24 protein-coding genes and 1 pseudogene are annotated in these 25334 nt (G+C 49.9%); 17 read left to right on the top strand and 8 right to left on the bottom strand.

Going from position 1 to position 25334, the window contains the following annotated elements; translation table 11 throughout:
- Nucleotides 1–77: 77 nt before the first annotated feature.
- The 6 genes and pseudogenes from CZ203_RS00810 to CZ203_RS00780 all read right to left on the bottom strand — a co-directional run bounded on the left by CZ203_RS00810 (nt 78) and on the right by CZ203_RS00780 (nt 5008).
- Entirely contained in the window at nt 78–1958 is a 1881-nt protein-coding gene (locus CZ203_RS00810) for a DNA polymerase (RefSeq protein ID WP_087064215.1), read from the bottom strand.
- Between the two features lie 65 nt (nt 1959–2023).
- The gene (locus CZ203_RS00805; RefSeq protein WP_087064214.1) at nt 2024–2242 is read right to left on the bottom strand and encodes a hypothetical protein; all 219 of its coding nucleotides are present in this window, start codon (nt 2240–2242) and stop codon (nt 2024–2026) included.
- Between the two features lie 14 nt (nt 2243–2256).
- Entirely contained in the window at nt 2257–2832 is a 576-nt protein-coding gene (locus CZ203_RS00800) for a DUF2815 family protein (protein WP_087064213.1), read from the bottom strand.
- A gap of 1 nt (nt 2833) precedes the next feature.
- A pseudogene (locus CZ203_RS00795) lies at nt 2834–3963 on the bottom strand (DUF2800 domain-containing protein).
- Between the two features lie 228 nt (nt 3964–4191).
- Nucleotides 4192–4401, bottom strand: a complete 210-nt coding sequence (locus CZ203_RS14105; RefSeq protein WP_143436040.1) for a hypothetical protein — start codon at nt 4399–4401, stop codon at nt 4192–4194.
- Between the two features lie 286 nt (nt 4402–4687).
- A complete protein-coding gene (locus CZ203_RS00780) occupies nt 4688–5008 on the bottom strand; it encodes a hypothetical protein (RefSeq protein ID WP_087064211.1) in 321 nt (106 codons plus the stop codon).
- Between the two features lie 641 nt (nt 5009–5649).
- Between CZ203_RS00780 and CZ203_RS00775 the strand changes: the two genes are divergently transcribed.
- From CZ203_RS00775 to CZ203_RS00720, 12 genes are all read left to right on the top strand, one after another.
- Nucleotides 5650–5850 carry a helix-turn-helix domain-containing protein gene (locus CZ203_RS00775; RefSeq protein ID WP_087064210.1) on the top strand — a complete coding sequence of 67 codons (201 nt, stop codon included), beginning with the start codon at nt 5650–5652 and terminating at the stop codon, nt 5848–5850.
- A 16-nt stretch (nt 5851–5866) separates the two neighbouring features.
- Nucleotides 5867–6928 carry a DNA cytosine methyltransferase gene (locus CZ203_RS00770; protein WP_087064209.1) on the top strand — a complete coding sequence of 354 codons (1062 nt, stop codon included), beginning with the start codon at nt 5867–5869 and terminating at the stop codon, nt 6926–6928.
- A complete protein-coding gene (locus CZ203_RS00765; protein ID WP_087064208.1) occupies nt 6925–7983 on the top strand; it encodes a DNA cytosine methyltransferase in 1059 nt (352 codons plus the stop codon). The genes CZ203_RS00770 and CZ203_RS00765 overlap by 4 nt, the downstream gene beginning before the upstream one ends.
- 2 nt (nt 7984–7985) lie before the next feature.
- Nucleotides 7986–9338, top strand: a complete 1353-nt coding sequence (locus tag CZ203_RS00760) for a restriction endonuclease (protein WP_087064207.1) — start codon at nt 7986–7988, stop codon at nt 9336–9338.
- A 12-nt stretch (nt 9339–9350) separates the two neighbouring features.
- Nucleotides 9351–11294 carry an McrB family protein gene (locus tag CZ203_RS00755; protein ID WP_087064206.1) on the top strand — a complete coding sequence of 648 codons (1944 nt, stop codon included), beginning with the start codon at nt 9351–9353 and terminating at the stop codon, nt 11292–11294.
- Complete coding sequence (locus CZ203_RS00750; RefSeq protein ID WP_087064205.1) at nt 11291–12763, top strand: LlaJI family restriction endonuclease; 1473 nt, start codon at nt 11291–11293, stop codon at nt 12761–12763. Before CZ203_RS00755 ends, CZ203_RS00750 begins: the two co-directional genes overlap by 4 nt.
- A gap of 14 nt (nt 12764–12777) precedes the next feature.
- A complete protein-coding gene (locus CZ203_RS00745; protein WP_087064204.1) occupies nt 12778–13578 on the top strand; it encodes a helix-turn-helix domain-containing protein in 801 nt (266 codons plus the stop codon).
- Nucleotides 13579–13592: 14 nt separating this feature from the next.
- A complete protein-coding gene (locus CZ203_RS00740; protein WP_087064203.1) occupies nt 13593–13901 on the top strand; it encodes a hypothetical protein in 309 nt (102 codons plus the stop codon).
- Nucleotides 13822–15486, top strand: coding sequence for a transcriptional regulator (locus CZ203_RS00735; protein WP_207651254.1), 1665 nt, complete (start codon nt 13822–13824; stop codon nt 15484–15486). The genes CZ203_RS00740 and CZ203_RS00735 overlap by 80 nt, the downstream gene beginning before the upstream one ends.
- A 25-nt stretch (nt 15487–15511) precedes the next feature.
- Nucleotides 15512–15793, top strand: coding sequence for a winged helix-turn-helix domain-containing protein (locus CZ203_RS00730; protein WP_087064201.1), 282 nt, complete (start codon nt 15512–15514; stop codon nt 15791–15793).
- 32 nt (nt 15794–15825) lie between these two features.
- Nucleotides 15826–16368 (top strand): hypothetical protein, encoded by a 543-nt coding sequence (locus tag CZ203_RS14100; protein WP_143436038.1) that lies wholly within the window; start codon nt 15826–15828, stop codon nt 16366–16368.
- 239 nt (nt 16369–16607) lie between these two features.
- Entirely contained in the window at nt 16608–17150 is a 543-nt protein-coding gene (locus CZ203_RS00720; RefSeq protein ID WP_143436036.1) for a hypothetical protein, read from the top strand.
- A 51-nt stretch (nt 17151–17201) separates the two neighbouring features.
- Here CZ203_RS00720 and CZ203_RS14095 read toward each other — a convergent pair whose 3' ends face one another.
- The gene (locus CZ203_RS14095; RefSeq protein ID WP_143436034.1) at nt 17202–18443 is read right to left on the bottom strand and encodes a hypothetical protein; all 1242 of its coding nucleotides are present in this window, start codon (nt 18441–18443) and stop codon (nt 17202–17204) included.
- 233 nt (nt 18444–18676) lie between these two features.
- Between CZ203_RS14095 and CZ203_RS00715 the strand changes: the two genes are divergently transcribed.
- The 5 genes from CZ203_RS00715 (at nt 18677) to larC (ending at nt 24759) form a co-directional block, all read left to right on the top strand.
- On the top strand, nt 18677–20356 hold the full coding sequence (locus tag CZ203_RS00715; RefSeq protein ID WP_087064198.1) for a recombinase family protein: 1680 nt from the start codon (nt 18677–18679) through the stop codon (nt 20354–20356).
- 496 nt (nt 20357–20852) lie between these two features.
- The gene (locus CZ203_RS00710; protein ID WP_087064197.1) at nt 20853–21980 is read left to right on the top strand and encodes an aldo/keto reductase; all 1128 of its coding nucleotides are present in this window, start codon (nt 20853–20855) and stop codon (nt 21978–21980) included.
- 67 nt (nt 21981–22047) lie between these two features.
- Nucleotides 22048–22797: an ATP-dependent sacrificial sulfur transferase LarE gene (larE, locus tag CZ203_RS00705; RefSeq protein ID WP_087064196.1), complete on the top strand. Its 750-nt coding sequence runs from the start codon at nt 22048–22050 to the stop codon at nt 22795–22797.
- Complete coding sequence (gene larB / locus CZ203_RS00700; RefSeq protein ID WP_087064195.1) at nt 22797–23576, top strand: nickel pincer cofactor biosynthesis protein LarB; 780 nt, start codon at nt 22797–22799, stop codon at nt 23574–23576. The genes larE and larB overlap by 1 nt, the downstream gene beginning before the upstream one ends.
- A complete protein-coding gene (gene larC / locus CZ203_RS00695; protein WP_087064194.1) occupies nt 23551–24759 on the top strand; it encodes a nickel pincer cofactor biosynthesis protein LarC in 1209 nt (402 codons plus the stop codon). The genes larB and larC overlap by 26 nt, the downstream gene beginning before the upstream one ends.
- 189 nt (nt 24760–24948) lie before the next feature.
- Here larC and CZ203_RS00690 read toward each other — a convergent pair.
- A partial coding sequence (locus CZ203_RS00690; RefSeq protein ID WP_143436032.1) for a substrate-binding domain-containing protein occupies nt 24949–25334 on the bottom strand: 386 nt, incomplete at its 5' end.

Below are 25334 nucleotides of genomic sequence, written 5' to 3'. Positions count from 1 at the left end.
GTTTTCGGAAAAATGCATCAATCTTTTTTATAAAAATCTGTCTCGTAGCCATCTGCACGAAGCTGCAGCCCTTTGGCTCAAGGTGGGGTTCGACCCATCTGGTCGCAGACTGCCTGCAAGGACATCCGGCGATCCGCTTCAATGACCACCTCATCGTGGATGTGCATCACGATGGAGCAGCACCGCAGAGTCTTGATGGCGTAGCAGAGAATGTCACGGGCAGTCGCCTGGACGATGTTTTCCACGAACTTGGGACCATAACTGTCAAGCCGCTCCCACTTTTTTGTGCCACCGACCCCCTCATAGGTGATACAGTCGCCACCGAACTTGTTAGTGCCGATCTTGGGCTTTACATAGGCAAGCCGCCTGCCCGAGGGGAGCGTGATAAAGAGCATTCCGCTCCTGCAGGAAAAAGTGATGCCGTGGGTTTCGGTTTCGCACTTAAAGCGGACTGCCTCCATTGCGGAACGGTCAACCGCCCACCACAGCCTGGTAATCATGGGGGTGGACTGTCGCCAAGCATCTACCAGAGGTGGAAGTTCATCTTCGGAAAGACCCATCTCCAGAGCGCCCATTGCTTTCAAAGCGCCGACCGAGCCACCATAGCCCAGAGCCAATTCAGCGATTTTACCTTTCTGCCGGAGGTGTCCGTTGATACCATGCTTTTCGACCGGCACACCAAACATCTGTGATGCGCTGGCGCAATAGATATCCTTGCCCTCGGCAAAGACCTTCTGCCGCCATTCCTCTCCGGCAAGCCAAGCAATAACACGGGCTTCAATTGCCGAGAAGTCGGCAACGATAAATTTGCGGTCACCCTGGGGAACGAATGCAGTGCGGATGAGCTGGGAGAGTGTGTCCGGCACATCTTCGTAGAGCAGTTCCACGGCTTCAAAATCACCGCAGCGAACAAGGGAGCGGGCTTCGGACAGATCTTCCGGGTGGTTCTGGGGCAGATTTTGCATTTGAATAATCCTGCCAGCCCATCTGCCTGTACGGTTGGCACCGTAGAACTGAAACATCCCTCTGGCGCGACCGTCCGAGCAGACCGCCGTTTCCATCGCCTGGTACTTTTTCACGGAGGACTTGGCAAGCTGCTGTCGGAGGGACAGCACTGTTTGCAACTGCGGAGGGGCTGTTTTGAGCATCTCTGCCACAGCCTTTTTGCCGAGGGTGTCTGTTTCCAGACCGTTGTCGGCAAGCCACAGTTTCATCTGCAGCACGGAGTTGGGGTTCTCCAGTTCGGTCAGTTCCTTCATCGCCTGGGTCAGCTCCGAGCGGGAGCGACCATCCATCACAATGGCCTGCCGCACCAGTTCCATATCCAGAGCCACCCCACGGTCGTTAATCTCCTGGTCGATGTGATATTCATCCCATACCGATTCCGGCACGGGGTATTTTGCCAGCCGAGCCTGAATGGACATCTCGGTTTCCACATCTCGGATGTTGTACTTTTTGAAGGCCAGCCATTTGTCCAGGGCATGACACGGCAGATTGCGGGTGCGTTGCCCGTTGGATTTTGTAGGAGCGCAAGGCTGGCAGAAGTATTTGATGAGGTCTTTGCCCTCGGTCAGCTTCTGTTTTTCTAAGCCAAGCACGGCACCGACACCTTCCAGTGAGAGGGGCAGCCCCATCGTAGCCGCCCAGATCATGGAGCAACGCCAGCTTTCCGGGTCGAGGTAATCCCCGGTGGGATACCCCAGGTGGCGGGACAAACAGATGCGTTCAAATCCGGCATTGAATGCCCACTTCGTGACAGACTCGTCCTCCAAAGCGGTGATAACCTCGTCCGGGATTTTCTCTCCGCAGGCAAGGTCGACAAGCTGCACCGGCTGTCCGTCTGCGCTGTATGAGAACAGCAGGATTTCAAAAACGGGAGACTCCACATAGCGATACACCCCACATTTCGCAAGGTTCTGGTCGCTGTAGGTCTCAATATCAATTGACAGAGTTTTCATGTATTCACGCCCTTTCCATAGGACATAAGGGTGGCAGGAATGCTCCCGCCACCCAAATTCCGAGATTACTTGCCTTCGAGGTCTTTCATACGAGCCTCGTGGTATTCGACTTCACGCAGGGCGCGGTCTTTTTCAAGCTGCTGCCTTTCGGCTTCCCAGGCGGCATTCCTTTTGTCACGCTTGCGGTCATCGATGGTGTCGATGACGGAGCGGACAATCCAGAACAGCGCCAGGAGAATGTAAAGGCTGAGAAGCAGGATGCAGAGAACAGTTGCAATATCCATCTTCGCCACCTCCATTAAGCCAGGAAGTCATTATCCGCATCGGTAGCGAAGTCAGACTCGGCACTTGCCTTGCCGCCGAGGGGCTCACCGGCACGGATGAGCTGAAGATTGTTCAGCCCACAGGCGATGCCCTTGTTTCCGTTGCTGTTGAAGGCGTAGAGGTTGATGCTGGCGCGACCGTACACGCCGGAGTTAACCTCGGAGCGGGTCAGCACAGGGTTGCGGTCAGCATCCACGATGCCGGGAGCAGTTGCGGAATTGGCGTTGATGAAGTAGGCATTGGCGTATGCGGGGTCATCGGGTCTCTCGACATCACCATCGCGCAGAGGGGTTTTGATGGCAGCGAGGGGCGGCACAGACTTGCTGTTGCCCTTGAGCTTGGACTGACCCTCCTGGTAGGCAGCTTCGATAGCCGCCTTGATCTTAGCGACCGTCTTGGTGTCGGACTTGGGGATGATGAGGCTGACACTGAACTTGGGAGTGCCGCCGTTGATGGACTTGGGTTCCCAGACATTGGCGTAAGACCAACGGGTGTCGGGACCGGTGATGACCTTCATAGGGTTGTTGACTCTGGTTGTGTTGTTAGACATATTAAAATTCCTCCATAAAATCATTTTTTGCGGTGTTCATTGCCGGGCGTTTATCGCTGTCCGGCACAAGCGTGGGTTTGCCTTGCGGCTTTTCAATGTAGGGAGCGAGAAGTTCCTCAAAGCGTGATTTGCCGAGCAGTTTCTGCATGGCGGTTACGCCCAGGACCTTTCGCTCATAGGGGTCAAAGCCTGCGCTCTCAACGGTGGCGGCGACAACGGCTTCACTGGTGTACTTGCGGTTAGAGCGACCCTCGACCAGCTTCCAGCCAGCCCATTCCTTGCCGCTGACAGCCTGCTGGAGAGCGTACTCCTTGACATCGTTGGCCCAGGTGGTCAGTGCATCGACCTTGCCCAGGATGTCAGCGATCTCATCATCCTCAAGGAGTGCCGGGGCTTCAAACTCGTAACGAGCCAGTTCCAGGTTGGCGGCGGCGCGTTCTCTGCACTCGGCTTTCGCCTTGCAGAAGCGACACCTTCACCACAGTGGAAATCACCAAGCCCCTCGTAGGCCAGCTTTGCTCTTTCGGAAAGGTCTCCGTCTGCCCATTCAGGCAGAGCATCCTTTTCGATGAAGTCGGTGCTGACATTGCTCTTGCGGGGCTGGAAGATAGTCATGCAGACCCGGTCGATGTCGTAAATGCCATCGAAAATCTCCAGAGCGCCCAGAGCGTAGAGCCTCATCTGGGGGTTGCTCACTGCGGAAACCTCGACCCCTTTGCCGTGCTTGTAATCCACGATGTTCATAACGCCATCGGCGATTACGATACAGTCGGCAGTACCGAACCCATCCTGCACCCAGCGGGAGAAGTCAACGCGCTGCTCAATCATGACCACAGGGTCAGAGCAGGTCTGCTTTGCCGTTTCCAGCAGTTCCACCACATAGGCGGCATAGCCGGAGGCGCATTCTTCCATTTCGGTGTTATACCAGGATAGATTTTCGATGGGGTCTTCGGTGGGCATCCCCAGGGCCTGCTTCAGCCGGAACTCACAAAGAGTGTGAGCATCGGTGCCTTCAGCAGCATAGTCGCTGCCCCGGTCCTCGAAGTTCTCACAGAGCCTTGCGGAAGGTGGGCAGTTAAGCCAGCGTTTCGATGAGGATGCGGAGAGGGTGGCGTGTGCTTTAGGTGGCATCTGTCATCACCTCCGCTTCTGCAAGCAGAGCCTTGTAGTGGGCGGGGTCGATGCCGGACAGCTTCGCAGCTCCGTACTTCTGGAGCAGAGCGCGAATCTCAGCGGTGTGTCCGTTGCGGGACTTTTCGGCGAGAACGGCTCTGACCTGCTCCAGGGTGAGAGGGGGGCTCCGGGGCTTCCTCGGTGGCGGCACCGCTGAACATCCCAGCCAGGGTGTCCGCTACATCGTTAATAGCGGCAGCAGCTTTGCGAAGGTCGCTGATTGCCATGTCCAGTTCGCTGACTTTGCCCATTGACGGTGCCTCCTTCCTTGATTTGCTTCTGATTGACTGCCTGGTTGATTTTCTTCGCCAGGTTTGCGGCTACGATGATGAAATCCAGGAGGATATCAACCAGTTCCTCTTCCGGGGTCATCATCTTGTTTGCGGACTCATGCATTCTCGTTCACCTCCTTGGAAGGAGCGGTGTCGGGTTGCTCCTTACACTTCCCACTGGACACGTGAGAGGCGTTTCGGAAAAAATCCGCAAAACTTTTTTAGAAAAATTCTGGGAACTCGGCTGCAAGGATAGCGGCGACCTTTTTCAGCCGATAGGCGTATGTCTTACGGCCTGTCCCGATTTTGGCTGCGATTGCATCCTCAGACAGACCCTCCTGACGAAGCTCACCGATTTGAATAGCTTCCGGCATCAGTTCCTTGAGCCGGGTAAAAAGCTGTTCTAACTGCTAGCTGTCAGCGATGATCTCGTCCATGAGCGGTGAATCGTCTGCCAAAGTGTCAGCCCAAGCCTGCTCGTTGCCCTCGTCATCAACGGTGGTGTAATCCAGGGATAGCCCATCACCGGCTCTATGGAAGGGGCAGGTCATGCAATCCATGTCACAGTCCAGGCGCTTGCGCTCCGGGCAGACACAGCGACCGTGGCGCTGTTGCTTTTTCCGAAATGTATTGATGTCACGGTAGTAGTCGTTGAACTCCTGCTGGGTGACCGGGATGCGCTCACGGGTAGAGCGGATGTAGATGTAGGGCTGGTTGTCGTTGATTTTCATAAAAATTCCTCCGTTTGTCGAAAATCTCGAAACGGAGGAATCGGGTCGGCTGCAAAATGGGCGCAGTGAAAGAACCGCAGTCCTGACGGATTATCTCCGTTTCGGAATGCGGCTGACCCGCTCAATGGGCAGCCGTGGTATTTACTTGTCCATCGCCCAAAGTTGAGCCATCAGTGATCAAGTGATGCTGTGGATGATGGAAGTCGACAGTTTTCTGTCTGACTGTGCCTTAATTATAGAAGAAAGACTGCTATTTGACCCGGACACGCCGTGTCCGTTAAAAACGATGGTAATAAACAGAAAAGCCCTTTCCAGGTAGTTTTACAACCAACAGGAGAGGGAGAATTTATTCATATGAGAACAAAGAACCGCTACAAGACTGGACAAATCATGTCCAGCAACCCCAAAAATTTTTTTATCGCTTAATGTTCAAGCACATCAGTCCCGTTTATTGGACTTGGTTTTTGATACTATTAAATAAAAAGGTTAATAGATTCCAAAATGAGTTCACAGATTATTTACACGACAGTCGCAACATTAAATTCGAGAACTCGTCAAAAATCATTGACATCTCGCTCTTTTAGGTGTATAATATTATATTAGATGTGCTACGAGCAACTGCAAGAAAGGTAAGGTGTATTATGGGAATTAACTATAAGCGGCTTTGGAAACTTCTAATAGACAAGGATATGACAAAGACGGATTTGAGAAAGAAAACAGATATTGCATCGAGTACACTTGCAAAAATGAGCCGAAACGAATATGTTTCACTTGAAGTGCTTGTACGGATATGTGATGTTCTTAACTGTGAATTAAGCGATATTGCAGAAATTGAAAGGTAACAGGTGTTAGATATATATGAGTAAGAAAATTATTGCAATCAGCCTTTTTTCTGGAGCAGGTGGACTGGATGTAGCTAGTTTCATGGCTGGAGTCCCTGTTGCTTCTAGCACAGACTTTGATGCTGATTGCATCAAAACATTAAAAATGAATGACCTTTATAAAGACAGCGAAGTAATCCATGGAGATTTGCATGAAATTGATAGCCAAGTGTTTATGGATATTGTCAATCGAACCCCTCATGACAAATTCATCGTAATTGGAGGAGCGCCTTGCCAGCCTTTTTCCAAAGCAGGCTATTGGGTTGGTAATAATACACGTAGAGGTATCAATGATCCCAGAGCAACTCTTGTGGATGAGTATTTGCGCGTAGTTACAGACTTGCACCCTGACGGTTTCGTTTTTGAGAATGTTGAAAGTCTTCTTCACCCGACAAACAAAGTGATTGTTGATTGCTTTATAGAAATCATTACTGAGCACGGCTATAAGTATAAAATTGTAAAAGCGAACGCACTTGATTATGGTGTTTCGCAAAGAAGAAAAAGACTTTTTATAATCGGAACTACTGGTGAGTTCAAGACAGAGGAACCCAGAAAGACTCACTGCCCTCCTGATGAATGTGTACGGACCGGCTTGTTGCCATATGTTCCAGTTGGCGAGGTAATCGCTGGTTTTGATGGGCCGGAGTACTTCGAACCCGAAGAAAGGACAGAGGGCGGCACTTACCATGCGGACCTATGTGAGGTACCTCCTGGAATGAATTATAAGGCATTGACCGCTTGGTATGGATACCCCAACCCCAAGTTTGTTGCAGATAAACGGTTTTGGAGTTTTCTCCTTAAGTTGTCTCCAGATGTTCCCTCTTGGACTATTACTGCTCAACCTGGCCCATGGGTAGGACCGTTCCATTGGGATAATCGTAGACTGCGTGTGCCTGAAATTGCTGCTATTCAATCCTTTCCCAGAGGCTATAAGTTCTACGGCAACAGGAGATCCGTGCAAAAGCAGATAGGTAATGCCGTGCCTTCTCTTATGGGCAAGGCGATGATAGAATTTTTGAAAGAGAGCATAGACGGATGAGAGTATTAAGTATTTTTTCTGGCGGTGGTGGAATCGACTGTGGCTTTAAGCGAGTTGGGTTTGATATCTGTTTCTCCACTGATTTTTGGAAACCGGCCTGTGATACGCTTGAAAGAAACAAGGTCGGTCAACTAGTAAAGTGTGCTGACATCCAAACTGTCAACTATGCTGATGAGTTGGCAAAGATCGGATTGACCGTAAAAGACATCGATGTATTAGCGGGAGGTCCTCCGTGCCCCGCGTATTCAAAATCGCGATTTTACAGAACTGACAAGAAACGTGCACTCGAAGACGAGAACTCCTTTACTCTGTATGAGTATTTCCGAGCACTTGAGGAAATTCGCCCCAAGGTATTCTTCTTCGAGAATGTGTTTGGATTTGTTTATAAACCTCACCAAGCTGCATTTGATCTTCTGAAAGAACGCGCTGATACCCTAGGTTATGATATAAGCTTTAAGGTTATCAACACCGCAAATTATGGTGTTCCTCAGATTAGAGAGCGCTTCATTTGCATTGGCGTTAGACGAGACATCGGCAAACCATTCGTGTTTCCCGAGGAGACACACTTTAACCCTGAAAAACCTGGTGGCGATGCTGCATTAGGAAAGAAACCTTGGGTTACCTGTGGTGATGCTATTGGTGATTTGGACTATGACCTCCCTGAAGATAAGGATATGCAGGCTGGTTCAAAGCATAAAGATCTTCTCAAACTCGTTCCTCCCGGCGACAATTATCTGTATTTCACTGCAGAACGTGGCTATCCTGAACCCATTTTCAAGTGGAGATCTCGCTATTGGTCGTTCCTGTTGAAACTTTCTCCTGAAAAACCTTCGTGGACAATCCAGGCAAGTTTCTCTAACAATATGGGGCCTTTCCATTGGAAAAATCGCTTTCTTCGCATTAATGAAATCAAGCGCATTCAGACGTTTGATGATGATTACGAATTTTGCGGTGACTTTAAGGATCAATGGCGACAAATCGGTAACGCTGTTCCTCCGCACCTTGTTGCTCAAATCGCAACTGCAATAGCTGAACAGTACTTTAAGGAGGGATAACTATGCCTAATACATTACCTTTCGGCACACAATTTTCTCCCAATCAAATTGATTTGTCTCAATTGTTGCAACTGGTTTCTGAAAACGAAGGAGATGAAACCGCTCCGTTAATCGATGCAATTGTAGCTGCTTTTTTTAGCAATAAGGCCGAACGAGAGCGTCGTACTATGGCAGGAAACTGCAAAAACTCCTTGGTATCTTACGGAATTATGGAATCTGGCGGTGGCGTACATTTCACAGAATTCGGACGTCGGCTACACAGCATCAGAGATGAATCTGAGCAGTGCGAAACCCTAGTTAAGCACATATTGAAAAATTTGAATGGTATGGTGCTTATCGATACATTACGCAGTATGAAGCGTAACGGAGAGAAAATAACCAAGGAAACTGTTGCCGCCAAATTAAACGCAAATGGATTTGAACTGAGCCAGACATCCAACAATATTCCTGTTATGAAGTTGTGGTTAGCCAAAGCAGGGGTTTTACAGGCATGGCGAATTGACGAACACAGGTTAAGTGAACTTACTGAATTAACCGAGGCAGAGTTTAGATTATTAAAAACGCTGAACTCGGAGCAATACTATTTTCTGCGTGCATTATGTAACACCCATACATTGGAATTCCAAAAGGCGGCGGATATCCGAAGATTGGCAACAGCTACATATGGTATTGCCTTTGGTCAAAGTAATTTTTCTCAGGCAGTCATTCAGCCATTGCAGCAGAAAGGTCTCATTGAAGTACAAAGAACCACCGAAGGTCATGGCGCTAGAACTCCGTTAATTAAAATGACGGAATTGACAATGCGGGAAATTGTTTTACCTACCCTGCAACAACTTGAAGGAAAAACCGAAAGCGAAATAGTAGAACACCTTCAAAAGCCCCTTTCTGAACTCAGAGAGGATATGAATTCTGACAGTACTCATTTGAAAGGACTTGCTTTAGAGGCTTTTGCTATAAAAGTCATGAGAATAATCGGCCTGGATTTTATTCAGACACGCCTCAAAGGAAGCGAAACAGCAGGCGCAGAGGTTGATGTCCTCTTTGATTCCAGTCGGTTGTTATATACCAGATGGCAGGTTCAGTGCAAAAACACAAACAGAGTGTCTCTTGATCAGATTGCCAAAGAAGTGGGGCTGTCTCATGTTTTAAGAACAAATGCCATTGTCATAATGACAACAGGCACAGTATCCGAAACTGCTAGAGAGTATGCCAATCAGATTATGAGAGCGATGAACCTATGCATCATAATGGTCGAGGGTTCGGATATCGATGCAATTATTGAGGAACCCACAAAAATATTAGATATTTTCAATCGTGAGTCTTTGAATGCAAAGCATATAAAAGTCTTCGAATAAGGAGGGATACCTATGCCAGAATATCAATGGGCGCTTGGTAACGGCGAAATTGTATCTGCTGACTATAATCGGGCAACAGATTCTCTTTCATCTGAACAAGTTCGAACCGAACTTTTGTCAGCATTTGAGCAGTTCGGTCATATTGTACACTGCGAATCAGTCAGTGATAATTTGTCCGAGGTATATGAAGTCACTTTTGAAGAGACTGAACAAGATAAAGTCATCATTTGTGCTAAAGGCACAACACCTGGAGGTCGTTCTAATTTGAACGATGAACAGCGCACTCAGCAAAAAAGCAAATATATCAACTATGCTTTTGGTCAAATGCAAAGCGGTCATTTAGCAGTTCAATTAGGCGTTTACAGGCGTGACGGTCAGACGATTTTTTGCGCATGGAAGCTGAAATCTTCAACTGCCGGAGCAGAAACCCCCATCTCCAAACAAATCAAAATTGCGACAATTGCCCAAGCAATGAAAGAGGGATTTGTGCAGCAAGATAAAGGCTCTGGTGAATATGCCTGCGCTTTTCGCAAAGAGTTCATGTATTTTTATATTCGTAATGCAGAATGGATTCATGGTTCTCTCGTAACTGAACTTGCAAATCACAACGAGCCATTGCCTGACGCTTCTATTGACAATGAAGCAGCCTTTAAGGCATGGTTTGAAGAACTAGAAAGGGATAACGGCGAACACTACTCGGAAAATACCAGGAATCAGTACATTAGCGCCTTGAGAGCGGTGAGCACAACTTTTGGGGATGCTATCGCCCCCTTCTCGTCCATTTTTGAGATCGATGATATTGAAGTGTTTGAAAGAGCAGAGGCAGCTATTAAGGCAGATGATGGTTTTGAGGAATTTAACCGCAATCGCGGTAATGGCTCGTTGTCTGCTGGCTTGGATCTATATAAACGTTTTTTGGTCGAGCAGAGAAGCGTTGTGCAAGAAATACATTATAACACAGGTTATCAGAGTGAATTTGCTCGTAACCGCATTCTCTTTGGCGCACCTGGAACTGGTAAAAGTTTTACTCTGAACTGTGAAAAAGACATCCTGCTGACTGATGGTGGCGAATACGAGCGTGTGACATTCCACCCGGACTACTCCTACGCCAATTTTGTCGGTACATATAAACCTGTGCCTTGCAAGGACAGCGATGGCAAGGATGCCATCACTTATTCCTATGTACCTGGTCCGTTCATGCGTACTTATGTGAAAGCCCTCCTGAACAGCAGAACTGATGCCCCCAAACCTTTCCTGCTTGTAATCGAGGAAATCAATCGTGCCAATGTCGCTGCCGTGTTCGGTGATGTATTCCAGTTGCTTGACCGTGGTGATGACGAGGTCAGCGAATATCCGATTCAGGCATCCGAGGACATCAAAAAGTATCTGGCAGGAGAACTCGGCGGCAATCCCGACGATTACGCTGAAATCCGCATCCCAGACAATATGTTTATCTGGGCCACCATGAACAGTGCTGACCAGGGCGTATTCCCGATGGATACGGCGTTTAAGCGCAGATGGGATTTCACCTATTTGGGCATCGATGATAGTGAAGCCGGAATCGTTGGCAAAAAGGTCATCCTCGGTCAAAGTGATTATCGCCGCATTGTGGAATGGAATGCGCTCCGCAAGGCTATCAATAATGAACTGCTCACTTACAAGGTGAACGAGGATAAGCTGATGGGTCCGTATTTCATTTCCAAGAAGAATCTGCCAGATGGCGAAATGATTGACCCTGCCGTCTTCACCCGTATTTTTAAGAACAAGGTCATTATGTACCTGTTTGATGATGCCGCAAAACAGAAGCGCATTACGCTGTTCGGCGGCTGCGATGAGAAGGCAAAGAACCAGTATTCCAAGATTTGCAGGGAATTTGACACCAAGGGTGTTTATATTTTCTGCGAAGGAATCAGCAGTCTGTTTATTGATAATTTCCCAGAGGATGATGGAGAATGATTTCAGTATTTTTACAAGAACAAAAACGCTATACCCAGGAAGACCTGGTTAAAGAGTTTCGTTGCTCCGAGGAAAAGACTGTTCGCATTCTGAAGCGCTTGAAAGAATATGGCGTTCTGAAGGCCGTAAAAGCAAATGACACACAGAAGGATCTCACTGATTTGTTGGATGAGGACATAGAAATCGCCGATGTTGAGGTCGGCGAAAACGAATATCTGTATGTGTTTACTTTTGTGGGCGTTATTACAATTGAGGGTCGTGTGTTGAAATGCTATCCGAAATATCTGCTTGATGCCACGGCTCCTAAAGCAGAACTGAAACAAGTGCTGAAGGTTTTGGAAAAGTACAATTCCAAGGAACAAATCATTCGTATGTACAACGATACGAGTGACAGCAGTGCATTTAATATGTTGGCTGTTATGCTGTTCCTCCTCCAGGATTATTTCGAGTATGGTGCCTATACCAACACGCAGGATATCATCGAGTCCAACGGGTCCGGCGACATTCTTTGGGATAAGACCATCAACGAAACATTCACACTTTTAAGCAACAACCGGCCGTATTACCCGGAATTGTTGACCATGAAGCGAGTGAATGACGATTTCGATTTCTTCAAGCGCCTGCATGAGTGTATACTCACCCGCTGTACGGAGGAATTACGAGATGCCGATCTGTTAGATTTATTCGATATTATGGGTGTCGATATTTCTGATGAGCATATCGAAGACTTTGGTGACAAGGAGTATGTCCTAGATCGCATTGTCAAAGAACTCAATGTCCAGTTCAATACCCGCAAACAGCTTCTGCTGAAAACGCTGTATGCCTACATAGCCAACAGCAGTACACTGGACGATCTCGACTGTTTCAGTATGTTCGGCACAAATAGCTTCAATCTTGTATGGGAAAAGGTCTGTGCAGAAGTAATGGACAACCAGTTGCATAAGCCAATCGGCGGACTGCGACTGCCTGTACCGTTAGCAGAGCAATACTGCGATATGCGGCATAAGAAACTCATTGATTTGATTGATAAACCGCAGTGGACTGGAACTGCACCGAGCGGTGAGCCGTTTGCAAAGCTGGCAGAGGACACGCTTATCCCAGACATCGTTTCTCTTGTCAATATCAACGAAGACTATCAGTTTGTTATTTTCGATGCAAAGTATTATAACATCCAGTTGGAACACAATAAGAAGCTGCGTGGCCAGCCCGGTATTGAATCCATAACTAAGCAGTATTTGTACAAGTTGGCGTATCAGCCCTTTGTAGAGGCGCATCAGATTAGCACGGTGCGTAACTGTTTCCTTATGCCCACGGCTTTGAGGGAGATTGTTCCAATAGGTACTGTTTCTTTTGCTATGTTAAGCAATTTAGGACTGCAGGACATCCAAGTGCGATTACTGCCTGCAGAACTGATGTATCGGCACTACATTGAAAATTCGAAAATCGATATTCAAACCTTATTCTTGTAAAAGGAGGGAAAGACATGGCTCCTGGTGCTCGTCCTGCACCATCAAAGAAAAATGATAATACAGACGGACGTGTCTTTTCCGAAAAGCGAGTCCTTCGCTTACCGAAAGAGCAGGTGCTGTCGTATTATAAACGGCATCATGATTTTCGAAGAGCCGTTGATAGCGGAAAGTACATTTATATTGATGGTCTTTTTGTCCTTCGTCCGATAGCAATTATCCTGTTGGAACAGAGTATTGATGTCCACTCGTTTTTTCGTTCCCCAAAACTTTTCGGAGATAAAAATGGACTGACGGCTTTTTGCTTGTGCGAAGAGTATTTCTTTGTCGAGAGGAAGCCAAAACCCAATGAATTATATCATTCTGCCAGAAAATATAAGGGTAAGCGGATAGCCCATGCTGAAAAGGTCGCATCAATTGACACTATTTCTCAAGAAATGTTTCGGAACATCACATCTGGTGGTGGTCAAGAACCTCCCTTTAATTTTGGCGGAATGTTGTCTTTCTTCATGGAACTGAAAGATGTTACTGAAGAGGGTCTAGCTGAATTAACAGGTATTTCTGACCGCACAATTCGTCGATACAAAAATGACGAAGGTGAACGCCCAACACTTGAAAATGTTGTTGCAATTGGTATCGCTTTGCATTTGTTCCCTCACCAGATTATGAATCTGCTTGGTGCGGCAGGGTATCAATTGCGTAAGACCCCAAAAGAACGAGCGTATCAATACCTTATTGATGCTGCATACAACAACACAGTATATGAGTGCAATGAGTTCCTGAAAAAGTCAGGAATGTCACCACTAACGAATCTATAAGAGGAGGGATTTTTGTGGCTGACCGTTCGTTTAAGGAATACATCGGCAGCAGATTTTATGACCAGTTCTTCAACGCCATAAAATCTTATGTCATACAAAACCGCCATAATATCGAACTGAGTTCCCACACGGTCAGCAGTCCCGATTATGCAGAACTCTCCGATTTCACAATTAAGTCCGTAGGGATAGATGACAGGGATGGTATGGAAATCGCATTTGATGTCATTGTTGAAGCGGAGGTTTATGTTAAAGAACACCACCGCCACCGTGATGTTGAGGAGGATACTTGTTTCCCTTGGTTCATTCCTTTCCTGTATGGCTGATTTATCCAAAAATCTGGATGACCTCCGTATCCTTCGAGTTGATCAATACAATCAAAAGAACAAGCAATACAAACCTTTGTCAGATTCCCTTGTTCCGATTAGTTATAAAATCGACCTCGATAAGATAGCTACGGAGTTTTTGCGAAAATACTACCCAGAAGCCCTGCAAACCCCTATGCCTATTGACCCTATGGTTTTTGCCGATAGGCTCGGTCTTTCGGTTGTTACCCAGGAACTGACGGAGGATTTTTCTGTATTTGGACAGATTTTCTTCCAAGACTGTACCACAGAAGTATTTAACTCTGCCACGGGAAAAGTGGAAGCTGCTCACTTTCCGGCAAAAACCATCGTTGTAGCCCCCAAAGCATTCCATTTAAGGAATCTGGGTTCTGTCAACAACACCATCGTACATGAGTGCGTCCATTGGGATCAGCACAGAAAAGCCTTTGAACTGGAGCGGCTTTATAACCGCGATGCAACACAAATAAAGTGCATGGTCATTGGCGGGTCAAAGGGTTCTTCCGACCGTACCGCCGCTGATTGGATGGAGTGGCAGGCAAACTCGCTGGCACCTCGCATCCAGATGCCGATAGGTGCGTTTAAGACAAAAGCTGCCGAATTTGTCCGTATATTCCAACGGGAAATGAATGCAGCACATATCGTGGATGTGATGGAGGCTGTCATTGATGCCCTCGCTACCTTTTTTGTTGTCTCACGCCATGCAGCAAAAATGCGTATGGTGGATGCAGGCTACGAAGAGGCTATCGGTGCGTTTACTTATATTGACGGACACTATGTAAAACCACACGCCTTCAAAAAAGGCAGTTTGCAGAAAGACCAGACATACTGTATCAGCGCGGACGATGCCCAAATCATCGCCTTCAGCGATATGCGCCTTTCTGCTCAATCTCAAAAGGGCTCATACATATATGTGGATTCGCATATGTGTTTGAACGATCCGAAGTATGTCACCAGGGACGAAAATAATACTGTGAAGATGACCGAGTATGGTCGTTTGCACATTGATGAATGTTGCCTGGTCTTCAAACTGAAAGTAAAGGCAACGAATAAATACGGCGAGGAATTTTATAAAGAGTGCGTTCTCTTTAGAGATGTGGATTCTGGCATTGTGTTCCAGACCACTTTTGCCAAAGAGGTCAGCGCTGATGTTATGGGAAAAGCAGATGCCATCCTTGCACGAGAAATGGAGATTCAACGAGTTCTTCAAGAACTAGCAGCCCAATTTGGTGCCGCCTTGCTCTACCTTATGGAATGGGTAGAAATCTCCGAAGAGACCCTGGCAGAAAAGGCTCTTATTTCCACAAAGTTGGTTCAGCGTATGCGAAACAATCCGGCATACCCCAAAAATGTTGACTGTGTGGTTGCTGTGTGTATTGGTATGAATCTGCCGCCAGAGTTGAGTAATGCACTTATCAGTAGATCTGGCTTTACATTGCGATTGGCACAGAACGAGGCTCACTTGATGTATAATTTCTTTCTTAACCACCTTTACATGGGATCAATTCACGAATGTAACGATATGTTGGTATCCAAAAATCTGCCGGTGATGACCGGCACGGAATAAACATATATTTTTTCTGGAGGTTATCATGGGCGTATTACCATCAAAGAGTTTACTTGCAGAGGCAACTGTTTTGGTTCTTTCGGAAACACAGGAGATGCTTAAAGCTGCCGATATCAATACAAAAGTTGCATTTCGCCTAAAGATTCCTAAAGAAGTCTTGGAAATCGAAGATGCAAATTGCACTGGTACAGAATTTGCATATCAGATGAGATGGATAAGGACTGATTTGAAGAAAAAGGGGATCATTCAAAATCCTCAGAGAGTGTACTGGAGTTTGAACTTTGTAGCCGATAAAAGGGGAAAATGAGACCAATATGATTATTGCGAGGGGTGATTTTGTTGCGTTGGAATAAACCAGATATTCCACATAAGGGGTGGGATTATATTGGGATGGAGGATTTGGGGGAGAATGTTTACCCTGATGAACCTATTCCGTATGAGCAATGCGAAATGTGTGGAAAGGAAAAAATCCGATATGTCCATCTGCTTAAACACCCCGACTATGATGGCGAGATAAGAGTAGGATGCGATTGTGCTTCAAAAATGATATGCGATTATGTGACTCCTCAAGAACGAGAGCGTAACCTAAAAAACCGTGTAAACCGAAGGAAAAACTTCATGAAACAAGAGTGGTATCGTAAGCCCGAAACCGGCAACTTTACACTACGCTACAAGGGCGACTATATTACTATCATGAAGAGCAAATACGGCTCAGGCTGGGGTATTATTTTCAAAGGAACTCAGCGTTGGGAGTATCACGGCAGAAAGATTACCGACTTCGACACGGCAAGGGTGGTAGCGTTTAATTTGTTTGACGAATTGCATGAGTCCCGGAATCAAGAACAACCTTACTGGGATGGCAATAGATGGCTGTATATATGAGATACTGTTCCACCTTTTAATTATTCGCTTTGCACTACACCGCAAGGCTGACATTTCACCGTGCAGCCGACCGGCAGACCACAATTCCATAAAGCAAACAAGGGCTTCCGAAGTCAGCGATTGACCTCGAAAGCCCTTGTTTTATGCCCTTTTTCGGTATTTCTGTGCCGGATAAGGGCTTTGCCTTTGTATCCAATACGGTAGGAACATAGAGCCAACCTATTGCAGAGGTGGTTGGGGTGAATGAAGAAACAGACTGTGCGGCCGAATCCACTGAGTCCGCTGAGTCTTTATATGCAGAACCACCGGTGAAGGAAAGCACCCCAAGGCAGTTTGAGCATTCTGATTCTACAGGTACAGCCCATCAGCCACCTCTTAAAAAGAATGCTATGAAGCCCGATGGGGTTAAGCATTTTTTTACTGGTGTTGGAAACACAGCCAAACAGTTGTGGCGCGACCACAAGGGAGAGATTGTTGGTGGCGTCATCACGTTTTTGGTGACAACAATTCCTGCAATAATTGATGCAGCAACATCTTCTGGTAATAGTTCCAAGGAAACACCTCACCCTGATGATGTGAGGAGCGACTCATCAACAGATGATAAGAAGTCATATGCTGTTGACGACGATAGCTACAGCTCGCCTCACTCGGACAGCAGAGAACGATCGTCTCCACGTGAACATGAAGTTCCATGGCATTCGCAGAGGTATCACACCAAGAATGGTGTTGAATGGAGAGATAAAGCACCGTATCCTCGCGGAGGAAAGGGCAAAGAGGAGTGAGTAAATGTTTTCGACATCCACTCTTTTCACCTTTTAATTATTCGATTTTCACTACACCGCAAGGTTGACACTGCATCGTGCAGCCGGCCGGCATACCACAATTCCATAAAGCAAATAAGGGCTTCCGAAGTCAGCGATTGACCTCGAAAGCCCTTGGTTTATGCCATTTTTCGGTATTTTATGTGCCGAAGAAGGGCTTTTTCTTTGTATCCAATACGGTAGGAACATAGAAATGTAATTCAAAAATAATGTTAGAGCAGACACTTGCAAAAAAGTGTGGTACAAATCGCCGCGTTTAATACGCGCGGTGCGGAATGCGCAATTATATGTTAGCAGATCGTTCCATACATTTTGCAATGTTTTAGAAAACTTCTTTTTTTTCATGTTTCCGATCCAACCAGCAAAGCCTCGACATAGCTTGCGTACAGGCTTGTAATTAAATTTTAGATGATTTTCTCCAAAGGACTCACTTTTCAGTGGAATAGTATCAACAAGTGAGACCGATGCAGGTTTGCCATATACGACGATTGTATTCCACAAATTACGCCGTTCAAAGTTTCGGATATCCCCTGTAGAATATGCTCGGCCATCTATCAAGACACAAGTATCCCGATATTGTGCGGGAAGCGCAAATTTTTTGTTATGACATTGGGTGCCTCCATTAAAATAAATTACCGCATCGCCTGCCAGGGATTTTGAGACCGCCCTATCTGGTAAAAGCACAGATGCGGAGACGAGGAAATCAGCCCCCTTGTTTTGATAAATAGTATCCACGGAAACGGTTGCTACAATTTGGGCAATCGTTTCGAATGCACCCGTACTGTAAGGACACGAAAAAATCAGCCCACGCCATTTGTGTTTGGAAAAATCATCAAGCGCACCTGTATTCGCCGCCTTTCGTACAATGTAAGCAGACAGCAGGCCGCTAACCAGCTGAATGGCTTGTGCCCTTTGTACCTCATCACTGCCGCAAATAGATAGCATAGTTGTAAATTCTTCTAAGCCGTTCTTAATATGTGTAGCTTCACAATGGTAATGCTTAATGTAATTGATGCCCACATGGAGTTTTAGTTTTTTTGTTTTAAAAGTTCGCCCGTTTTTATCGGCATCGGATTTTTCTTTCTTTTGATACTTTATCCTATCTTTTTTTGATTCCCGATGCCTATTGTCAAATACACGTTTTTTTATTACTTTGCCTGTCTCGTCATCCACGACAAAACAGCCCTCTGTCAGATCGTCATAACGCCAGTGGTATAAACAACACCTTGTCGTTTCCCCCAATTTGTTTGCCATATCGTGCCTTTCTTTTTATGTTGATATCTTATTAATTTTATAAATATGGTGCGGCTATAAACATATTTTTTACTGTATCCTGGAGAACAAAGAACAAAAAACACGGAACAATGTAATTTTACGTACATTTTACACCTCTTCATTTTTCCTGTCAACAGACCGCTGTTGCCATGAAAGACATTCTGTGATATTATAAACATGATACAATGACTTTTGTAGGGGAGGGCACGAAAATGGACATCCATAGCATCCGGCAGCAGCTCAAGACCCGCTCGGTATATGATATTCCTCTTCGCGTCACCTTTTATGCGCGCGTCTCGAGTGAAAGCGATGAACAGCTCAATTCGCTGGACAACCAGATCGGCTACTACCGCGATCTGATCGCGCGCAACGCGGCATGGACGTTCGTGGAGGGCTATATCGACGAGGGCCTTTCCGGCATGACCACGAAAAAACGCGAAAATTTTCACCGCATGATCGAGGATGGCAGAACCGGACTGTTTGACCTGATTATCACAAAAGAAATCACACGTTTCGCGCGCAACACGCTGGACAGCATTCAATATACCCGCGACCTCCTGGCCGCAGGGGTCGGCATTTTTTTTCAGAACGATAACATTAATACCTTTGACGAAGATTCTGAGCTGCGGCTGACGATTATGTCCGGTATTGCGCAGGATGAACTGCGCAAGCTGTCCTCCCGCGTAAAATTTGGCCACCAGCAGGCGATCAAGAACAGCGTGGTTTTGGGTAACGGCCGTATTTTCGGTTACCGCAAGCAGGACAAGCGCCTTGTGATTGATGAGGACGAAGCGCCGATGGTACGCAAGTTATTTGAGCTGTACGCGACCGACGAATACAGTATGAAACAGATCGAAGACCTGTTCTGGAAAAAGGGCTACCGCAACCACAACGGCAAGCGTATCGCACATACAACGATGTCCGGTATGATCTCCAATCCGAAGTACAAGGGGTATTATGTCGGCAACAAGGTGCGCATTGTGGATATGTTCACCAAAAAACAAAAATTCCTCCCGCCGGAGGAGTGGGTGATGTTTAAGGATGAAACCGGAGACATCGTACCCGCCATCGTGCCCGAACAGCTTTGGGACGAAGCAAACGCCGTCCTCTCCCGGCGCAGTACCGATGTAAAACGCCGTCAGAACCAATGTAACCACAGCAACCTGCTGACGGGGAAGCTGTTTTGTACCCATTGCGGCACGGCGTATTACCGCCGCGATTCCAAAGACAAACAGGGTAATATGAACAGTAAATGGGTCTGTTCCGGCAAAATCAAAAACGGCGCGGATTCCTGCCCCTCCGTCCCGCTGTATGAGGACGAATTAAAGCCGGTGTTGTTCAGCGTATTCCAGGGTACGCGGGCGGATACGGAGGCGTTGATCGAACGCTATCTGGAGATGTACCGCTCGCTGGAAAACGACGATAACGGCGTCGTGGTGCAGTTGGATGCGCTTCACCAAAAAATAGAGCTTGCCCAAAAGAAGAAGGGTAAGCTGCTCGGCTACAATGCTTCCGGACAGATCAGCGACCGTGATTTTCTTTCCATGAACGCCGCGTGCGACCGGGAAATCAGCCAAGCCGAGCAGGAACTGTATGAGCTGGAACAGCAGCAGCTCAGCCGCGCGGAATTGCAGGCGCATCTGCAGCAGCTTCGTGAGACGATGCGCGCCGCCGTCCAGGATGCGGAAAACGGTATGATCACGCGCGCCTTTGTGGAAAAGTATATCGACCGCATCTTTGTAACGCCGGAGGAAGATACGCTGCGGCTGGAAATCAGGGTTTTTTCCGGTGAAACTACGACGCGTTACTTGGAGAAACTCGAACGTCGTTCGGGTAACACGTTCAAGAAGATGATTGAATCCTACGAGCAGGGTCTGGCTGCGCGCGGCTAATTAAGCTGTGCAATTGCTAGAAGGCCGGTCAAAACCATGAGGCTTTGACCGGCCTTCCCTATTATCCGGGATATAAAGGCTGCCGGTGCAATACTGGCGGCCTTTGTTTACATAATGCGCGTAGCCGTTTGCCCCGCCGTGATACGCCACATCATACTTAAGCTGGCGTATCATAAGGTACTGCCCATGTAATCCCATTGGCAGCAGCCTGTCCCAAATACGTTACCCGTACCAAGGGGGGCGGTATGCCCGGAAGCCGGGTGAAAATAATGCTTGACATGGAGCGCACTCCAAGGTGCAAGATAGAGATAGCACAGGTTGCGGGACATGAGCGGCAGGTGCCCGGCAAGGATACCCTGCCGGGCGCGCTGACGGTGTGCCTTCCGTAAGCCGGTTTCCCATGCGCCCGGAACGCGCTTGCCTGCCTGGACAAAACCCTTGCCAGGCCATAAAACAAATCACACACTATCGGAACAGGAAAAAATGAGGTACAATAATGGAAACTACATATTTGGGACAAGGGATTAAAAAACTCGGCTTCGGGCTGATGCGGCTGCCTAAGGACGGGGAGGCCATCGACGTGGAACAGGTCAAGGCCATGGTCGACCGGTTCCTTGCGGCGGGGTTTACCTACTTTGATACGGCGTGGGCTTATGCAGGCAGCGAGGATGCGATCCGCCAGGCGCTGGTCGAGCGTTACCCGCGTGAGCGATTCCAGATTGCAACCAAGAACGCCGCGTGGATCGGCTGCAAGACCCGCGAGGAGGCCATCGCGCAATTCGATACCTCGCTGCGGCAGACCGGGGCGGGCTATTTTGACTTTTACCTGCTTCACAACCTGGGGGAGAGCCGCACAGAGGTTTTTGACAAATTTGACCTGTGGTCGTGGGTGCAGGAAAAGAAGCGGGAAGGGCTGATCCGGCATGTCGGCTTTTCGTTCCATTCCACGCCGGAGGAGCTGGATGCGATTTTAAGCCGCCATCCGGAAATGGAATTCGTGCAGCTGCAGATCAATTACGCCGACTGGGAAAACCCGGCGGTGCAGTCGCGCGCCTGTTATGAAGTGGCAAGGAAACATGGCAAGCCGATCGTCATTATGGAGCCGGTCAAGGGCGGCCTGCTGGCAAACCCGCCCGAAGCGGTGGGCGAAATCTTCCGCCAGGCCGATCCCAAGGCGTCTAATGCATCCTGGGCCGTCCGGTTTGCGGCCAGCCTGGATGGCGTGATCACCGTGCTTTCCGGCATGAGCAACTTGGAGCAGATGGAGGATAACCTGTCCTATATGAAGGATTTCGTATCCCTGTCCGATGCGGAGCGCGAAACGTTGCGCCTGGCGCAGGAAGCGCTCAGCCGGATCCCGCTGATCCCCTGCACGGCTTGCAATTACTGCGCCAAAGTGTGCCCCAATGCCATCGGGATTTCCGGCGCTTTTACCGCCATGAATTACCTGACGCTGTATGGGAACAAGGAAATTGCTTTGTCGCAGGAAAACTGGCTTGTCGGCGGCCATGGCAGGAAAAGCGCCTCGCAGTGCGTCAAATGCGGGAAGTGCGAGCAGGTATGCCCGCAGCACATTGCGATCCGCCAGGAGCTGGAAAAGGTAACGGCCGCGCTCGGCGTGTGACATCCCGATACGAAGCGCGGGTACGCCGCACGGGAAACTGTCGGCGCGTATACAGGAGGAAACGTACATGCACTTAAAAGAGTATTTCACAGCCCACCCGAAAGCGGCGCTGGGCTTTTCCGGCGGCGTGGACTCCGCCTATTTATTGTACGCCGCGGTGCAGTACGGCGCGGATGTGCAGCCGTATTTTATCAAAACGGCATTCCAGCCCGCGTTCGAGCTAACGGACGCGCGGCGGCTGGCGGCGCAGCTTGGCGTCACGCTGGCGGTGATCGAATACGATATCCTCTCCTGTGAAAAAGCCGCTGCAAACCCGGCAGACCGGTGCTATCATTGCAAAAAGGCGCTGTTCGGGTGCCTGAAAGCGCGTGCGGCGCAAGACGGTTATAGCATGCTGCTGGACGGTACCAATGCTTCGGACGACGTGGGCGACCGCCCCGGGATGCGCGCCCTGCGGGAACTGGACGTTTACTCGCCCCTGCGCGAATGCGGCCTGACCAAGCCGGAAATCCGCCGCCTGTCGCGGGAGGCGGGGCTTTTCACCTGGGACAAGCCCGCCTATGCCTGCCTGGCTACCCGTGTCCCGGCGGGGCAGCCACTGACCGCGGACGAGCTGGCGCGTATCGAGCACGCGGAACGCGCGCTGTCCCTTCTGGGCTTCACGGATTTCCGCGTCCGACTGTTTCATGGCGCGGCGCGCCTGCAACTGCCGCAGGATCAGATGCGGCGCGCCCTGGATAGCCGGCAGGGCGTGCTGGATGCGCTAAAGCCCTATTTTGAAACCGTCCTGCTGGATTTGGAAGGGAGGCCGTCTTAATGGAACAAAAGGAAATCCGCAGCCTGCTGGAACAGGTCGCGGCGGGCGCCCTCCCGATAGAGGAAGCGATGCTGCGGCTCAAGGGGGCGCCGTTTGAGGATTTGGGCTTTGCCAAGCCCGACCATCACCGGGCGCTGCGCCAGGGGATCGCAGAGGTGATCTACGGCGCGGGCAAGACGCCGGAACAGATTTGCACGATTGCGACGGCCATGCTCGCGCGCGGCCAGCGCACGGTGCTGATCACCCGGATGGATGCGCAGGCGGCGGATTATGTCGGCGCGGCCGTGCCGCTCCGGTATGATGCGTTGAGCCGCGTCGGCGTGGCTGGGACGCTCCCGGAGCCGGACGGTGTGGGGAAAATCGTCGTCGCGACCGGCGGCACCAGCGATATGCCCGTCGCGGAAGAAGCGGCGCAGACGGCCGAGGCCTTCGGCAACCGGGTGACCCGCCTGTACGACGTCGGCGTGTCCGGGCTGCACCGGCTGCTTGCGCACAGCGAGGACATCATGTCCGCGCGGGTCATTATCGCGATCGCCGGGATGGAGGGCGCGCTTGCCAGCGTGATCGGCGGCCTGGCGGACTGCCCGGTAATCGCCGTGCCGACGAGCGTGGGTTACGGGGCGGCGTTCGGCGGTCTGGCCGCGCTGCTGGCTATGCTCAATTCATGCGCCAGCGGCGTCAGCGTGGTCAATATCGACAACGGGTTTGGCGCCGGATACCTGGCAAGCATGATCAACCATATGGGAGGCGGCAATGAAAACACTTTACCTGGAATGTAATATGGGCGCGGCGGGCGATATGCTTACTGCGGCGCTGCTCGAGCTTCATCCCGACCCCGCCGGGTTTGTCCGGCGGCTGAACGCGCTTGGGCTGCCAAAGGTGGAATTCCGCTCAGCCCCGGCCGTTAAATGCGGCATTACCGGCACCCAAATGGCGGTGCTCGTGGATGGGGCGGAGGAAGGCCGCGCACAGGGGCATCACCATGGGGGGCATGGCCACCATGGGATGCATGACATTGCGCACATTGTCTCGCATCTGGATTTGCCAAAGCCTGTGCGGGACGACGTCCTAGCCGTTTACGGCCTGATCGCCGAAGCGGAGAGCCAGGTGCACGGCAAACCGGTTACAGAGATCCATTTCCATGAAGTCGGGGCGCTGGACGCCGTGGCCGACGTGACGGCGGTTTGCCTGCTGATGCATGAACTTGCGCCAGGGCGCATATTGGCCTCGCCCGTCCATGTGGGCAGCGGCCAGGTGCGCTGTGCGCATGGGGTTTTACCGGTACCGGCGCCCGCCACCGCCTTGCTGCTGCGCGGTATCCCCACTTATGGCGGAGAAGTGCGCGGCGAGCTTTGTACCCCGACCGGCGCGGCACTGCTCCGGCATTTTGTGCAGTCGTTTGGCGCGCAGCCGGTCATGTGCGTGGAGAAAATCGGCTATGGCTTTGGTAAAAAGGATTTTGAGCGTGCAAACTGTGTCCGTGCCATGCTCGGCGAGACGGACGGGGGGCAGGAATGCGTGATCGAGCTGTGCTGCAATTTGGACGATATGACGCCCGAGGCGGTCGGTTTTGCCATGGAACGGCTGTTGGAAGCTGGCGCGCTCGACGTTTATACCGTGCCGGTCGGCATGAAAAAGAACCGCCCCGGTGTGCTGCTAACATGTATGTGCCGTGCCGGGCAGCGGGAGGAAATGATCCGCCTGCTGTTCCTGCACACCACCACGCTCGGCCTGCGGGAGACGGTTTGCCGTCGCTATACGCTCGCCCGCAGTATGGATGTCGCGGAAAGCCCTTTCGGGCAGATCCGCATCAAACGGGCCTCCGGATGGGGCGTTGCGCGGGAAAAAGCGGAATATGAAGACCTCGCCCGGATTGCACGGGAACAAAACGTATCGCTGCAGCAGGTGCAGCGCGCGGTATTTGCCCCGGGTCGGCTGGAAGGCGGCGGGGACAAAAGTTAACGCGGTGGGGCAGCCTTGCCGCGTATCCCGTCCGGGAAAACCTCACAATAAGCGGCAAAGCGCCCGCAACCAGTTTTGGTTGCGGGCGCTTTGCCGCTGTCGGCCGGGACTGAGGGATCCCGGCAAATGAAAAGAGGAGATTTACATGAGCCTGAGGTATGGGCTGAAAAACAGCGAGCAACAACTGTTTTAGTCAAAGTCGGCGACATTGTCCTTGGTGACGAGCTGGAAGGGGATCCAGTTGTAGACGCCCACGTCCTTGCCGTCCAGCAGGTCGACCGCGCACTGCAGGGAGCCGGTGCCCTGGCCGTCCGCATCCTGGAACACGCTCGCGCCCATCTGGCCGTCCTTGATGGCGGTGCGCGCCTCCTGGTTCGCGTCGATGGAGACGATGGGCGGGTAGTCCGACGTGCCCGCGCTGGTCAGCGCTTCAAGCGCGCCGAGCGCCATGTCGTCGTTGTTGGCGATGATGACGTCATAGGTTTTGCCGGTGCCCAGGAACTGCTGCATCTTGTCCATCGCCTTGGCGCGGTCCCAGTCGCATGCGTCCTCGAACACCATGTTGAGCTTCCAGC

Origin of the sequence: Intestinibacillus massiliensis (assembly GCF_900155735.1) — a bacterium.
In the GTDB taxonomy this organism is placed as follows: domain Bacteria; phylum Bacillota; class Clostridia; order Oscillospirales; family Butyricicoccaceae; genus Intestinibacillus; species Intestinibacillus massiliensis.
The sequence above is the reverse complement of the archived record's forward strand: the minus strand, read 5'-3'. Positions and strand labels throughout refer to the sequence as shown.